The sequence below is a fragment of the Streptomyces sp. NPDC002324 genome (genome assembly GCF_053593335.1).
This window is the reverse complement of the sequence record NZ_JBSFCF010000016.1, coordinates 29,097-42,694: the sequence shown is the minus strand read 5'-3', so window position 1 is coordinate 42,694 and position 13,598 is coordinate 29,097. Positions and strand designations below refer to the sequence as shown.

The window sequence follows — 13,598 nt, the reverse complement described above, 5'->3', positions numbered from 1 at the left end:
CCGGCCACCGCCCGGCGCGGTCTGTGAAAGCGGGCCGCCGGGCGGCGGGCCACCTGCGGGTTCCTTGTCCCGACGGTCCGGCGGGGGTGCGCGCGGCGAACAGTTCACGCCATTCGGCCGGGATGTTGTCTCGTGTCAACTTTCTTTGTGGCATGGACAACCGGTGGCGAAGCGGGCCCGGTCGCACAGGGCGTGCACGACGAACCCGAGGAACATTCACACCAGGTGGGCCGGAAAGTGACGGAGGTCGCGGGCGTCGCGGGCCGGACATGCTTTGACTAAACTTTAGATTTCAACCGACCGGTGGTCCGGGCGGATGTGGGACGCTGTTCGCGAGTCGCCCTCGCCGAAATGTTTTCGCCGAACTCCCCTGTGTTCATGTGTAGTTGGGCTGCCGTATGCTCCGGCGCATCTCCCGTGGACTCACGTCGTAGCGTCGGCGGAAGGCCGTGCTGAGGGCGCTCGCGGACGAGAAACCGGCGGCGTAGGCGAGATCCGTGATCGTCAGGTGCTCGCACTCCGCACACGCCAGACGGTCCCGGACCAGACGCAGCCGCTCCTCCCGGATCAGCTCCCGGGGCGTGGTCCCCGCCTTCTGCAGGGCCAGTTGGATCTGACGCAGCGACCAGCCGAGCGCGCGCGCCACCACCGTCCCGTTGAGGTTCGGGTCGGCCGCGTGGTCGCGCACATAGCGGCGGACCAGGGCCTCCACCTCGCCCAACTGTCCGGGGGCGTCGGGACGGTCGTCGCCGGCGGCGAGCATGCACACCAGCTCCACGATCCGGTCGGTGACGGCGTTGAACTCCGGGTCGGTGAGGTGCTCCCGCTCCTTGTGCAGTCCGGTCAGCATCGAGCCGACGATCCGGCCGAGGCCGGATCCGAGGTCGAGGCCGCTGGCGACCGGTGACCTGGTGTTCAGCCGCCCGTCCACCTCGCGGGCCGGGATGGTCAGGATGAACGCGTCGATGGCATCGCTCTGCAGGCACTGGAAGGGCGCCGCGAAGGTGACCAGCGCGGCCGTGCCCGGGGTGAGCCGGGCCTCCCCGCCGTCCTGCCGCAGGATGATCTCGCCGCTCGTCGGCAGCAGCAGCCGGTAGTCCTCGTCCGGGTCCTGGCGCACCTGGCGCATCGTGCGGGTGTACTCGATCTCGTCGGAGCGGTACTTCACCAACTGGTACGTGTCGGTGCGCTGCCGGACGGTCTCCCCGCAGAAGTCGTCCGGCTGGGCATACCTGAATCCCATCCGGGACTGGTACGAGCCGATCCGCTCGGCCCAGAAGTCGGCACGCTCGCGCGGGTTCACCTCCTCGGTGGTCAGCGCCTCGACGCTGTAGCTTCCCGCGGGCAACGCCGCTCCTCCCTGGTGCCGGCCCCCGAACGCGTGCTTGTGGTCCTTTACGGTCCCCGATGGGAAAATCTTCAATCTCTGATTGACCGAAGGCAGTTACCGACCGGTCGAACCCGGAAGGCACCCTAGCGTGGCAAGCGATTGCCGTGCCGCCGGGCCGAAGGTGGCCGAATATGCCGCGGGAAGAGTCACGGCTTCCTCCGCGCCCCTTGCGTCCCTCGTGCGCCCTGTGACAACTTCCCTGCGCGTCACGGAAAGTACTCGCGCGGCCCCGCCGCTAGCGTCGGGCGCTCCGTCAACTCCCGTCCGGCGTCCCGCACCCGCCGACGCCAGGGACTTGAGGACGTAAGGACTCGTACTTCATGACCGAACCGATACCGCAGGCGGTGACCTGGGCGCTCGCAGCCGCTCTCCTCACCACCGCCGTGCTCCTGCTGCGCCAGCAGGGCATCACCCGGCGGCAGCGCAGAAGGAACGCCGTCCTGGCCGACGACGTGCGGGTCCGGGAGGAGGAGCTGCGTCATCTGCTCACGGTCCGTCTGCCGGCCCTCGCCGACCACTCCGGCCGGCCCGGCCCGGCCGTGGGACCGCTCGACGGGCGGCTCGCCGAGACGGAGTTCGGCAAGAGCCTCGACGAGGTGCTGACCCGCTTCTCCGGGGCCGTCGAGCACGCGCGGACCCGTGCCGACCGGTCCGCCAAGGCCGCCCTGAAGGCGTCCATGCGCTCGGTCCAGGCCCTCGCCAACGAGCAACAGGTCTCCATCTCCGAGATGCAGGACCGCCACGACGACCCCGACGTGCTGCGCGACCTCCTCGAAGTCGACCACACCAACGCCCAGTTCGGCCGCCGCGCCCAGGCCATCGCCGTACTCTGCGGTTCCTGGCCGGGACGGCAGCGCGCCACCTCCCCGCTCGTCGAGGTCGTCCGCGGCGCCACCTCGCGCATCCGCGACTACCGGCGCGTACGCGTCCACGGCCAGGCCGACATCGCCGTGGAGAGCCGCGCCGTCGAACCGGTCGTCCTCGCCGTCGCCGAACTCCTCGACAACGCCGCCCGGCACTCCCGGCCCGACACCAGGGTCGAGGTCGACGTCCAGCACGTGCACAACGGCGCGTGCGTCGTCGTCGACGACGCGGGCGTAGGCATGGACGCCCAGGCCGTACGACGCGCCACCGAGCTGCTCGACGGACACGGCGAGGTGGACGTCACCCGCCTCGGCGACCCGCCCCAGTTCGGCTTCGCCGTCATCGGGATGCTCGCCCGGCGCTACGGGTTCACCGTCTCCGTGGACACCCGCTCGCCGTACGGCGGCGTCCGTGCCGTGGCGTTCCTGCCGACCGCTCTGCTCACCCACCCGGAGCCCGCCGCCCCGGAGCCGCCGATCGGCCTGACATCCGGGAGCGAGCCCGCCCCCCGCGCGACCCGCTCCGCCGACGCCCCCAGGACCGCCCCCGAGGACACCCCTGCGGACACCACAGAGGGCGGACTGCCCCGACGGCGCCGGCGCACCCCCCGGCGCACGGCCGCCCCCGAACCGCTGCCGGAGCACGCGACGGCCGAGGAGATCCCCGGCCGCTCACCCGAGGAGAACGCCCGCGTCATGGGCGCCTTCGCCCGCGGCACCCGCTTCGGCCGGGCGGCGGGACGCATCCTCGACGAGGACGAGTACGCCCCCGACACCGCCCCGGACACCGGGCGGCCCACCCCCCACGAGAACGAAGGGACCCCCCGCGCATGATCGAGCCCACGACCAACGAGCTGGGCTGGATGCTCGACGACGTGCTGAAGGTCCCCGAGGCCCGCCACGCCATCCTGCTCTCCGCCGACGGCATGCTCCGCGCCCACTCCGCCGACATCGGCCGCGACGACGCCGAGCGGCTCGCGGCCGGGCTCTCCGGACTGCAGTCGATCAGCCGCAGCACCGCCGAGTTCTGCGGCCCGTCGGAGAGTCCCTGGCGGCAGACCCTGATCGAGTTCGGGCACGGCTACGTCTTCCTCGTCGCGGCCGGCGAGGGCGCCTACCTCGCGGTCTCCACCGGCGACGAGGTCGACATGGAGTCGGTGACGTACCGCATGCACAAGCTCGTCGACCGGCTCGGCAAGCAGCTGTCCAGCCCGGCGAGGCTGGACACGGGCAGCAGGGCATGACGCCCCGCCGCCGGCCCGCGGGACGTCTGGTGCGGTCGTACGTCGTCACCGGCGGCCGCTCCCACCCGACCCGCAACACCCTCGACCTGGTCACCCTGCTGATCGCCACCGGCGACCTGCCGCTCGCCGGTCTCACCCCGGAGAAGCGCCGGGTGGCGGAGCTGTGCCTCCCCGGCGCGCTGTCCCTCGCCGAGGTCGCCGGCCGGCTGTCCCTCCCGGTCAGCGTGACCAAGGTGCTGGTCGCCGACCTCATGGACAGCGGCCACCTCGTCACCCGCGCCCCGGTACCGGCCGCCCGGCCGTCCGACGCCGGCATCCTCCAGGAGGTCCTCGATGGGCTCCGCGCCCGCCTCTGACCACGTCTACCTGCGGCCGACGGTGCGGACGGCGGCCAAACTGCTCGTCGTCGGCCACTTCGCGGTCGGCAAGACCACGTTCGTCGGCACGCTCTCCGAGATCCGGCCGCTGCGCACCGAGGAGGTCCTGACCGAGGCGGGTGCCCTGGTCGACGACCTGGCCGGCACCCGTGACAAGACCACCACCACGGTCTCCATGGACTTCGGCCGGCTCACCCTCGACGACTCCCTCGTGCTCTACCTGTTCGGCGCGCCCGGCCAGCAGCGCTTCACCAGGCTCTGGCAGGACATGACCCGCGGCGCGCTCGGCGCGCTCGTCCTCGCCGACACCCGGCGGCTGTCCCACTCCTTCGAGGTGATGGGCGTCCTGGAGGACCTGGGCCTGCCGTACGCCGTCGCCGTCAACGACTTCGACGGCGCTCCCGTGCACGGGCTGGACGAGGTGCGCGAGGCGCTCGACCTGCTCGACGAGACCCCGCTGGTGCGCTGCGACGCCCGCGACCCGGACTCCTCCACCCGGGCCCTGATCGCCCTCGTCGAGTACCTGCTGAGCCGCGACACCAAGACCGAACCGGAGCCCGCGTGACTTCCCCACCGCCGTCCGGGCCGCCCCCGGGCTGCCCCGCCCACCAGCCCATGTACGGACCGGAGTTCGCCGCCGATCCCGCCGCGTTCTACCGGCGGGCGCGCGCCCACGGACCCACCGCACCCGTCGAACTGGCCCCCGGTGTCCGGGCCACCCTCGTCACCTCGTACGACGCCGCGCTGCACGTGCTGCGCGGCACGGAGACGTTCGCCAAGGACGCGCGCCGCTGGAACGACCTCGCCGACGGCACGGTCCCCGCGGACAGCCCCGTCGTCCCGATGATGATGTACCGGCCCAACGCCCTGTTCTCCGACGGCGAGGAGCACCGGCGGCTGCGCGGCGCCATCACCGACAGCCTCGCCCGAATCGAGCCCCACACCCTGCGCGGCTACGTCGAGCGCAGCGCCGACACCCTCATCGACCGGCTCGCGCCCATCGGCACCGCCGACCTCCTCGGCGAGTACGCCCAGGTTCTGCCCCTGCTCGTCTTCAACCACCTCTTCGGCTGTCCGGCCGAGCTGGGGGTCAAGCTGGTCGAGGGCATGTCCGGCATCTTCGACGGGGTGGACGCCGAGCGGGCCGACGCGCTGCTCACCGCCACGCTCCTGGAGCTGGTCACGCTGAAGCGGAAGAGGCCGGGACCGGACGTGACCTCGTGGCTCACACTGCATCCGGCGGGGCTCACGGACGAGGAGATGATCCACACCCTCGTCGTCCTCATGGGCGCGGGCACCGAACCCCAGCAGAACCTCATCGCCAACGCCCTGCGCCTGCTGCTGTCCGACGACCGCTTCGCCGGTGACCTGTCCGGCGGCAGCCTCCCCGTCGAGGACGCGCTCGACGAGGTGCTGTGGACCGACCCGCCGATGGCCAACTACGCCGTGCACTACCCGAAGCGGGACGTGCTCTACGAGGGCGCGTCGCTCAGGGCCGGAGACCCGCTCGTCGTCTCCCTGGCCGCCGCCAACACCGACCCGGCCCTGAGGAACGACCGGCGGAAGGGCAACCGGGCCCATCTGGCGTGGAGCGCGGGCCCGCACAACTGCCCCGCCCGGAGCGAGGCCCGGCTGATCGCCTCGGTGGCGGTCGAGAAGCTCCTCGACCGCCTGCCGGACGTCGAACTCGCCGTACCCGCAGATGAGTTGGAGTGGCGTCCCGGCCCCTTCCACCGCGCCCTGGCCGCGCTCCCGGTGACCTTCCCGCCCACACCGGTACTCACCACCCCCGCTCCCCCCACCCGCCCCGCCCCGGCCCCGAACGCCCCCGCCCCCCGGCCCCCGGCTCCCGCCCACCCGCCGAGCGGCTGGACCCGGCTGCTGTCCTGGTGGCGCGGAGAGTAGGGGGACGCGGGGGCGAGAGCCCGTCAGCCCCGGCGGACCGGCAGGCGGCGGTGGCCGTTGGAGATGAAGGACTCCACGTGGCCCAACTCCTCGTCCGGCACTCCCAGTTCGAGGGACGGAAAACGCGCGAAGAGGGCCGGGAGTGCGATGCGGGCCTCCAGGCGGCCGAGCGGAGCGCCCAGGCAGTGGTGGACGCCGTGGCCGAAGGCGAGGTGCTCCTTGTCGGCGCGGGTGACGTCGAAGACGTCGGCGTCCTTCCCGTGGCGTCCGGGGTCCCGCCCGGCGGCCGCGTAGGCGGCCAGGATCGGCTCGCCCTTGGCGATCACCACCCCCGCCGGGCCCCCGAACTCGGCGAGGTCGAGGTCCTCCACGGCGTAGCGCAGGGGCAGGCTGGCCACCGGTGCCTCCGCCCGCAGCGTCTCCTCGATCACGTCGTCCCAGGTCGCGCGGCCCTCCCGGACGTGGGCGAGCTGCTCGGGGTGGGCCAGCAGGGAGTGCACGGCCCGGTCGAGCAGGTTGACCGTGGTCTCGTGCCCGGCGCTGACCACCAGCACCAGGGTGTCGAGGAGTTCCTGCTCGCTGAGCCGGCCGTCGTCCTCGTCGCGGGCGGCGATCAGCCCGCTGGTGAGGTCGTCGCCCGGTGACCGGCGCTTGGCGGCGACGAGTTCGCCCAGCACGCCGTACATGCGCTCGTACGCGGCGGTCATCTCACCCGGCTCGGCGGAGGTGTCGAACAGCTTGTCCACCAACTCCCTGAGCACCAGCCCCTTTTCCTCCGGCAGACCGAACAGCTCACTGATCACCTGGATCGGCAGCGGGTAGCAGAACTCCTCCCGCAGATCGACCGTCCCGCCGCGCCGGAAGCCCTCCTCGACACGGGCGAGCAGTTCCTCGGTGATCTCCTCGACGCGCGGGCGCAGCGCGACCGTCCGGCGCGCCGTGAGCGCCTTGGAGACCAGGATCCGCAGCCGTTTGTGGTCGCCGCCGTACGCGGTGAACATGTTCTGCACGGCGACCCAGGTGAACAGCGGCCACTGCGGGGTGATCTCGCCGGAGGCGAGCCTCGGCCAATGCTGCCGCGCGTCCTTCGACACCCGAGGGTCGGTGAGCAGCCGCTTGAGCAGGTCGGGGCTGCTCACCGCCCAGGCCTCGACATCGTGCGGCCCCGGAAGCACGACCCGGGTCGCCGGGCCCCGTTCGCGGATCCGGGCGGCCTCACCGTGGATGTCACGGCCGGTCGGGTCGATCACCAGGGGGCTGGGGTGGCCCATGGGGGTCCTCCTGCGGTCGAAAGGAGTCCAACAGCGCAACGTACGAGCCCGGTCACGCTACGGCGCGGTGGCGTGGCCCGGCGAGATCCCGCACCGCGGGCTGCGTCCACGGGCAACTTCCCTGCGCGTACCCGCAAGTCGGGGTCCGGGCCGGCTCCTAGGATCGGGCGCACCCCATGAAAAGCCGGTGAGTGCCATGACTGTCAGCAGGTCCCCGCGCTGGATGTGTTCCTACAGCCGCGAAGTTCGCACCGTGCCGGCCGGTCGTTGGTGGACCGCCGTGCGGGTGCCGGCCGCTCTCGGCGCCCTCGCTCTCACGTCCCTGGGGGACGGGACGGGCGCCGTCATCGAGGACGGCTACGGCGGCATCATGTACTGGCTGGTCCCGCCGGGCGACGCGGCCGGCTGGCTCCTGCCCGGCGTGCAGGTCCTCGACCGCGGCAGCCATGTGGCCGTCCCGCCCCTGCGCCGCACCTCGGGCCCCGGCCTCTACTGGCGCGTCCCGCTCTCCCACGACAGCTACTGGACGGACGCCGAACGCCTGCGCGCGGCCCTGACGGGGGCGGCGGCCACGGCCCCCCGGAACAACAGAACCCCGCGTCCCGCCTGAGGGGACGCGGGGAACCGCGCGAACGATCACGGACGGGCACGCACCGGCGCGCACCGTCCCTGCACGCCGAACAGCCGGGACTAGCCGAGCTCCAGGGCGTGCTTCTCACTCTGTTTCTCAGCCCGCCTGGCCGACCGCTTCTGCCGGGGTTCCTGATCCGGCAGCCAGCCGAAGGCCAGCGTGCTGCCCACGGCCCCCATCAGCAGGCCCACCATGAAGCCGCCGACGTTGGACGTGAGCCAGGTGCCCAGTGAGAGCATGATCCCGAGGATGGAGTAGAACAGCCGCTGCGTGGGGTTGAAGAGGATCAGCAACCCGCACACGATCATCAGCGAGGGCAGGAGGTAGCCCGCCAGACCCTGCATTCCGATCCTCAGCATGACCGGCAGCGGTGCCTTCATGGTCAGCAGGATCTCGGCGCCGCCCAGCACCAGCAGCACGCCACCGGCGAACGGCCGGTTCCCCCTCCATTCCCGGTATCGGCTCACTGCGGGCAGCCCCCACTCGTGAAGCTCATGTGCAGGTCGGGGAGCTTGAAGACGGCGGCCGTGGAGGCGTAGTTGTGCTGGTACAGGTCCGTGATGGTGACCGAGTCGGCCTGCTGGCCGTAGACACCGGGAGGACCCTGCTGGCCGACCTTGTCGAACGTGCTGGAGTCGCGGCCGATCTCGATGTTGTTGAACGAGGCGTTGCCCGAGATGTCGTCGGAGTCGATCGCCAGGTTCTTCACGCTCACCGGCGTGCCCTTGTTGCCGGCCGTGAGGACCAGCTGGATGCCGCCGAGGTCGACGCTCTGGCACAGGTTGGTCAGCGTGCCGTTCTTCACGACCGAGGTCACGACCAGCACCTGACCGCCGGTGTCACCCTCGTTCGGGCTGTTCTCGATCATGTGGTCGAGGGCGCCGAACTGGGCGAAGCCCTGGCCCTCCAGCTTGTCCGCGGTGACCACGAACGGCATGCCGGAGATGGCGAACTGGACACCCAGAGCGCCCTGCGCGGTGAGGATCATCAGACCCGCGGCGACCGCCGTGGCCGGCACGGCCATCACGGCGGCGCGCTTCAGACGGACCCGCCCGCGTCTTCCGGACGCTTCGGGACCCTCGGGTCTTTCGTTGGTGGACGCCGTGGCGTCCGAGGACGAGGCCATGTGTGCTCCCTGGACTTCCATGTCATTGCAGGTGGGGCTTCGACGGCACGTTGTCCTGGCGCGGACAGCGGTTGCGGCGCGACGCCCCGGAGCACCTCCCGTAGGTGCAAGGGCTTACTTGCTACGCCGCAGTAGCCATTTGGGAAGTTACCGGTGGTTACATTCAAGGGTCAAGGCGCTTGTGGCAAAAGGATGTTGGTTGTGCCGCCCCTGTGAAACATGAACATCTCTCACCTTTGGTTTTACCGCCACGGCCCGCGAATTTCGGCCAACCTCGCGACGATCAGGGAACAACAACTTGCCTACGACGCCTTGACGTTGACTCTTCCTCAGGTCTACAACTCATCGGGGTTTCCCCCACGGATCCGTGGCGCCGGATCCGACGCGCAGCGCATGCCACCGTCCCGAACTCCCCGTCGCAGGCGGGGAGTGGGTGGTACCACCTGAACGCGCTGCGCGGCCCGACGCAGCACCACCCCTCGCCGCGGTGCCGGGCACGGTCGCCTTCCCCTCCACTGGGCCGTGTCCGGACCCCGGCTGTCGCTGTCGATCCGTCACGTACGGAGAAGGCGTGTCACGGATCGGCAGCGACCGTACGGCGTCGTGCGGCATCGCCGCGTCACCCCCGCGCGAACGGTGTCATCCCGCGCCCCCTGTCCAGCCCCCTTCCTGAGGGCTGTCACCCGCACCTTCCGAGTGCCGTCACCCGCGGCCTCACTTCATGAGAAGAGGCACCCCCATGCGTACGCGATCCCTCCTTGCCCTCGCCGCCGGCACCGCCGCCCTGATGGTGTCCGCCGTCAGCCCTGCCTCCGCCGCCGACACCGTGCTCACCACCGGCGGCCCTGCCGGTGACGCGGTCGCGGTCGGCGACGTCCTCAACGCGTCGCTGGCGGCCGGCACGACCGGCAAGTTCTACTCGACCGCGACGGGCACGAGCGGCGTCAGCTGCGGCACGTCGAACTTCACCGCCACGGTCACCGAGAACCCGGCCGCGCCCGGCACCGCCACCGAGCAGGTCGACGCCCACACCTTCGGCAACTGCACCAGCAACGTCTTCGGTGTCACCGGGGTCAACAGCGTCACGGTCAACAACCTGCCGTACACCACCACAGTGACCTCGGACGGCGTCGTCACGGTCAGCCCGGCCGAGGGCTCGGTCCTGCAGACCACCGTCGTGCTGCGCACCCTGCTCGGCACCATCAACTGCGTCTACCAGGCCGCCAGCATCACCGGCACCTCCAGCAACGACGACAACAGCATCAACTTCACCGCCCAGCCGTTTGCGAAGACGTCCGGTTCGTCCCTGTGCTTCGCCACCGGTTACTTCACGGCGAAGTACGCGCCCGTCACGGACACCAACACCGGCGCGACGGTCTTCACGAACTGACCCGTCCCACAGGACGTCGGTTACCGGTCCGGCGGCCGGTAACCGACTCGACCGGGCCGGTCGGTCCGTCGGACGCCCGAGCGGCGGACCGACCGGCCGGTCCGCCGGACGCCCGAGCGGCGGACCGACCGTTCACCGATCAGATGTCGATACGGGAGCGGCGCCTGCGTCCGCGGAGGAACAGGGCGGTGCCCACGGCGAGTACCAGTGCCGTGGCGCCGCCCGCCACCAGCGGCACGGAGGTGCCGTTCTCCTCCGTCGTGGAGGCGACGGGACTGCCGGGATCAGCCGCCTGCGCGTCGGTGCCGGAGGCCGGAGCCGACGCGGGTGTCGTGGGCGTCGCCGTGGCGGGCCCGGACGTCCCGGCGGCCGGCTTCTCGGCCGCGGCCTCGTCGCGCTTGTCGCGCTCGTCGGGCGTCTTCTGCGAACTCGCCCCGCCCGTACCGGAGTCGGCCCGCTTCGCCGCCGGGAACACCACGTCCGAGCACGAGTAGTACGTGTCGACCGTGCTCGTGTTCTGCCAGATCGTGTACAGCACATGGTGCCCGGACCGGTCCGCCGGCAGCTTCGCCGAGAACCGGTACGAGCCGTCCCGCAGCGGCGGGTCGGTGACCGAGGCGAACGGTTTCTCGGGCAGATCGGACCAGGTCAGCGGCTTCGTGGGGTCGTACCCCGGTGCGGTCAGGAACAGCTTGAAGGTGCCGGTGTGCGGGATCGTCGACCTGTACGTCAGGTTCAGCGTGCTGCCGGGGGAGAGGCGGGTCGAGGGCCAGTCGGCGCGGGCCAGGTCGAGCCCCTTGTAGGCCGCGAGCCCTCCGCTGCACAGCTGCCCGTCCGGGACGACCTCCCGGTCCCGCCCGTTCACCCCGGCGACGCGCAGGTTGTCCCACGCGGTGAAGGGGGCGCCGTTCGCGCTGACCGCCGCCCTGCACGCCGCCGAGCCCTGGGCCTCGCCCTCGGGCGAGCACGCCGAGACCCGGCTCACCGGATCCGTCGGCGCGCCGTGCGCCCGGGCCGGGGTGACGGCGACCGCGGTGAGGAGCAGCGGGGCCACGACGACGGCGGCGGCCTTCGGGACCGCGGCGCGGCGGCGACCGGTGCCACGGCGGCGGGCGGACAAGCGGTGCATCCGATACGTCCGATCCATGGGGGGCGAGGGCTGACGGTCCACCGTGTCGTACGGGACCCGGGGGTGCCGCGTTCAACACGGCGGCCCTGTTCGACCGGTCGGATCCGGCCAGGTGCCGTGCGGCGGCCGTGCCTCGGCAAACCCGGCGAAGCGACACATCGGGGCCCGACTTCCCCCTGGCATAGGGGAGTTCCCGAGGGGTCGAGGGTTTTCCCCGTATCCCCATGACCTGGGCTTTGCCTAATGTCATCGCACAGCCGAACCATAGGTAACCCCTGGTGGACGGCTCGCGCTCGGCCGGTCTTCAGCGCCGCCCCTTTCTGGACCCCCCGCCGCTTCGATGAAGAAGCGTTTCACTGCCGCTCCTCCCCTGACATGAGCAGGCCACGAAAGGCGAAGCCCTTGCGTTCCTCCACCACCCGTACCGCCGGACGGAAGCTCATATCCGCCGCCGCGGTCTCCGTCGCCCTCGTGGCCGGTATGACCTCCTCGGTCGCCGTCGCCCAGGCCCCCTCCGCCAAGGCGGACGCCGCGCCCGCCGTCGCCGGTGCCACCGAGGCCGCGCCCGGTACCACCGCCGAGCGTCTGATCGTCGGGTACAAGTCCGGCGCCGCCGAGGCCACGTCGAACAAGGCCGCAGACGCCGACGCCGCGGCCAAGGGCAAGGAAGCCGGTGAGAGCCTCGACTTCCAGCGCCGGCTCGGCAGCGGCGCGGCCCTGGTCGACCTGGGCGAGGACGTCACCAAGGCGGACGTCGCCGACGTCATCGCCGAGTACCGCTCCGACCCGCAGGTCGCCTATGTCGCCCCGGACCGCCTGAACAAGGCGCTGGCCACCCCGAACGACACCGAGTACAGCAAGCAGTGGGACCTCTACGAGGCCACCGCCGGCATGAACGTGCCGGGCGCCTGGGACAAGGTCACCGGCACCGGCGTGACGGTCGCCGTCATCGACACCGGTTACGTCGCCCACTCGGACGTCGCCGCGAACATCGTGGGCGGCTACGACTTCATCGCCGACACCACCGTCGCCAACGACGGCAACGGCCGTGACAGCAACCCGGCCGACCCGGGCGACTGGACCGCGGCCGACGAGTGCGCCGCGGGTGAACCGGCCACCACCTCCTCCTGGCACGGCACCCACGTGGCCGGCACCATCGCCGCCGTCACCAACAACAGCAAGGGTGTCGCCGGTATCGCCTACGGCGCCAAGGTCTCCCCGCTGCGGGTCCTCGGCAAGTGCGGCGGCTACGACTCCGACATCATCGACGCGATCACCTGGGCGTCCGGCGGCACCGTCTCCGGCGTGCCCGCCAACACCAACGTCGCCAAGGTCATCAACATGAGCCTCGGTGGCGGCGGCGCCTGCACCTCCGCGACCCAGAGCGCGATCACCGCCGCCGTGAACCGCGGCACCACGGTCGTCGTCGCGGCGGGCAACAGCAACGCCAACGCGGCCAACTACTCACCGGCGAGCTGCGCCAACGTGATCTCGGTGGCCGCCACCAACCGCGCCGGCTCCCGCTCGTACTACTCCAACTTCGGCACGACCGTCGACATCGCGGCCCCCGGCGGCGAGACCCGTACCACCGAGTCGGGCGGCATCCTGTCCACGCTGAACGCCGGCACCGCCGGCCCGGGCACGGAGTCGTACGACTACTACCAGGGCACCAGCATGGCCGCCCCGCACATCGCGGGCCTCGCCGCGCTGGTGAAGTCGGCGAACTCCGCGCTGACCCCGGCCCAGATCGAGTCCGCGATCAAGACCAACTCGCGTGCTCTGCCGGGTACCTGCTCGGGTGGCTGCGGCGCCGGCCTCGCCGACGCGGCCAAGACGGTGCAGGCGGTGACCGGTGGAGGAACCACGGGGGGCACCACCTTCACCAACACCACGGCCGTCTCCATCCCGGACAACGGCGCCGCGATCGAGTCCTCGATCGCCGTCACCGGCCGCACCGGCAACGCGCCCTCGACTCTCCAGGTCGGCGTGGACATCACCCACACCTACCGCGGTGACCTGGTCCTGACCCTGGTGGCCCCCGACGGCTCGACCTACCCCCTCAAGGCCTCCAGCTCCGACTCCGCCGACAACCTGGTCACCACCTACTCGGTGAACGCCTCCAGCGAGGTCGCCAACGGCACCTGGAAGCTGCGCGTCCAGGACGTCGCGGCCTCGGACACGGGCCGCCTCAACAACTGGAAGCTGACCTTCTGATCCTCGGCCCCCGGGCCGAACCCCCGGCCGGACGGCCGGACCGCAGGACCGCCACCCC

The 13,598-nt window shown here is 71.5% G+C and carries 13 protein-coding genes; 8 read left to right on the top strand and 5 right to left on the bottom strand.

From position 1 onward, the window contains the following. Nucleotides 1-376: 376 nt before the first annotated feature. Entirely contained in the window at nt 377-1,348 is a 972-nt protein-coding gene (locus ACWCRJ_RS21690; protein ID WP_450940808.1) for an AraC family transcriptional regulator, read from the bottom strand. A 362-nt stretch (nt 1,349-1,710) separates the two neighbouring features. Here ACWCRJ_RS21690 and ACWCRJ_RS21685 point away from each other — a divergent pair, with 362 nt between their 5' ends. The 5 genes from ACWCRJ_RS21685 to ACWCRJ_RS21665 are packed head-to-tail and all read left to right on the top strand — an operon-like array spanning nt 1,711 to nt 5,779. Continuing rightward, the gene (locus ACWCRJ_RS21685; protein ID WP_450940807.1) at nt 1,711-3,087 is read left to right on the top strand and encodes an ATP-binding protein; all 1,377 of its coding nucleotides are present in this window, start codon (nt 1,711-1,713) and stop codon (nt 3,085-3,087) included. Next, nucleotides 3,084-3,497 (top strand): roadblock/LC7 domain-containing protein, encoded by a 414-nt coding sequence (locus ACWCRJ_RS21680; protein WP_450940806.1) that lies wholly within the window; start codon nt 3,084-3,086, stop codon nt 3,495-3,497. Before ACWCRJ_RS21685 ends, ACWCRJ_RS21680 begins: the two co-directional genes overlap by 4 nt. After that, nucleotides 3,494-3,853, top strand: coding sequence for a DUF742 domain-containing protein (locus ACWCRJ_RS21675; protein WP_450940805.1), 360 nt, complete (start codon nt 3,494-3,496; stop codon nt 3,851-3,853). The genes ACWCRJ_RS21680 and ACWCRJ_RS21675 overlap by 4 nt, the downstream gene beginning before the upstream one ends. After that, entirely contained in the window at nt 3,831-4,439 is a 609-nt protein-coding gene (locus ACWCRJ_RS21670) for a GTP-binding protein (RefSeq protein WP_450940804.1), read from the top strand. The genes ACWCRJ_RS21675 and ACWCRJ_RS21670 overlap by 23 nt, the downstream gene beginning before the upstream one ends. A gap of 50 nt (nt 4,440-4,489) precedes the next feature. Continuing rightward, on the top strand, nt 4,490-5,779 hold the full coding sequence (locus ACWCRJ_RS21665) for a cytochrome P450 (RefSeq protein WP_450940902.1): 1,290 nt from the start codon (nt 4,490-4,492) through the stop codon (nt 5,777-5,779). A gap of 23 nt (nt 5,780-5,802) precedes the next feature. Here the strand turns inward: ACWCRJ_RS21665 and ACWCRJ_RS21660 are convergent, their stop codons facing one another. Continuing rightward, entirely contained in the window at nt 5,803-7,050 is a 1,248-nt protein-coding gene (locus ACWCRJ_RS21660) for a cytochrome P450 family protein (RefSeq protein ID WP_450940803.1), read from the bottom strand. A gap of 196 nt (nt 7,051-7,246) precedes the next feature. On the opposite strand from ACWCRJ_RS21660, the gene ACWCRJ_RS21655 reads away from it, so the two are divergent. After that, nucleotides 7,247-7,660 carry a hypothetical protein gene (locus tag ACWCRJ_RS21655; protein WP_450940802.1) on the top strand — a complete coding sequence of 138 codons (414 nt, stop codon included), beginning with the start codon at nt 7,247-7,249 and terminating at the stop codon, nt 7,658-7,660. Between the two features lie 80 nt (nt 7,661-7,740). Here the strand turns inward: ACWCRJ_RS21655 and ACWCRJ_RS21650 are convergent, their stop codons facing one another. Next, nucleotides 7,741-8,148, bottom strand: a complete 408-nt coding sequence (locus tag ACWCRJ_RS21650; RefSeq protein ID WP_450940801.1) for a DUF6114 domain-containing protein — start codon at nt 8,146-8,148, stop codon at nt 7,741-7,743. Beyond that, nucleotides 8,145-8,807 carry a DUF6230 family protein gene (locus ACWCRJ_RS21645; protein WP_450940800.1) on the bottom strand — a complete coding sequence of 221 codons (663 nt, stop codon included), beginning with the start codon at nt 8,805-8,807 and terminating at the stop codon, nt 8,145-8,147. The genes ACWCRJ_RS21650 and ACWCRJ_RS21645 overlap by 4 nt, the downstream gene beginning before the upstream one ends. A gap of 739 nt (nt 8,808-9,546) precedes the next feature. On the opposite strand from ACWCRJ_RS21645, the gene ACWCRJ_RS21640 reads away from it, so the two are divergent. After that, nucleotides 9,547-10,197: a Tat pathway signal sequence domain protein gene (locus ACWCRJ_RS21640; RefSeq protein WP_450940799.1), complete on the top strand. Its 651-nt coding sequence runs from the start codon at nt 9,547-9,549 to the stop codon at nt 10,195-10,197. Nucleotides 10,198-10,336: 139 nt separating this feature from the next. Here the strand turns inward: ACWCRJ_RS21640 and ACWCRJ_RS21635 are convergent, their stop codons facing one another. After that, on the bottom strand, nt 10,337-11,326 hold the full coding sequence (locus tag ACWCRJ_RS21635; protein ID WP_450940798.1) for a lytic polysaccharide monooxygenase auxiliary activity family 9 protein: 990 nt from the start codon (nt 11,324-11,326) through the stop codon (nt 10,337-10,339). A gap of 402 nt (nt 11,327-11,728) precedes the next feature. On the opposite strand from ACWCRJ_RS21635, the gene ACWCRJ_RS21630 reads away from it, so the two are divergent. After that, nucleotides 11,729-13,540 (top strand): S8 family peptidase, encoded by a 1,812-nt coding sequence (locus tag ACWCRJ_RS21630; protein WP_450940797.1) that lies wholly within the window; start codon nt 11,729-11,731, stop codon nt 13,538-13,540. Nucleotides 13,541-13,598 lie beyond the last annotated feature (58 nt).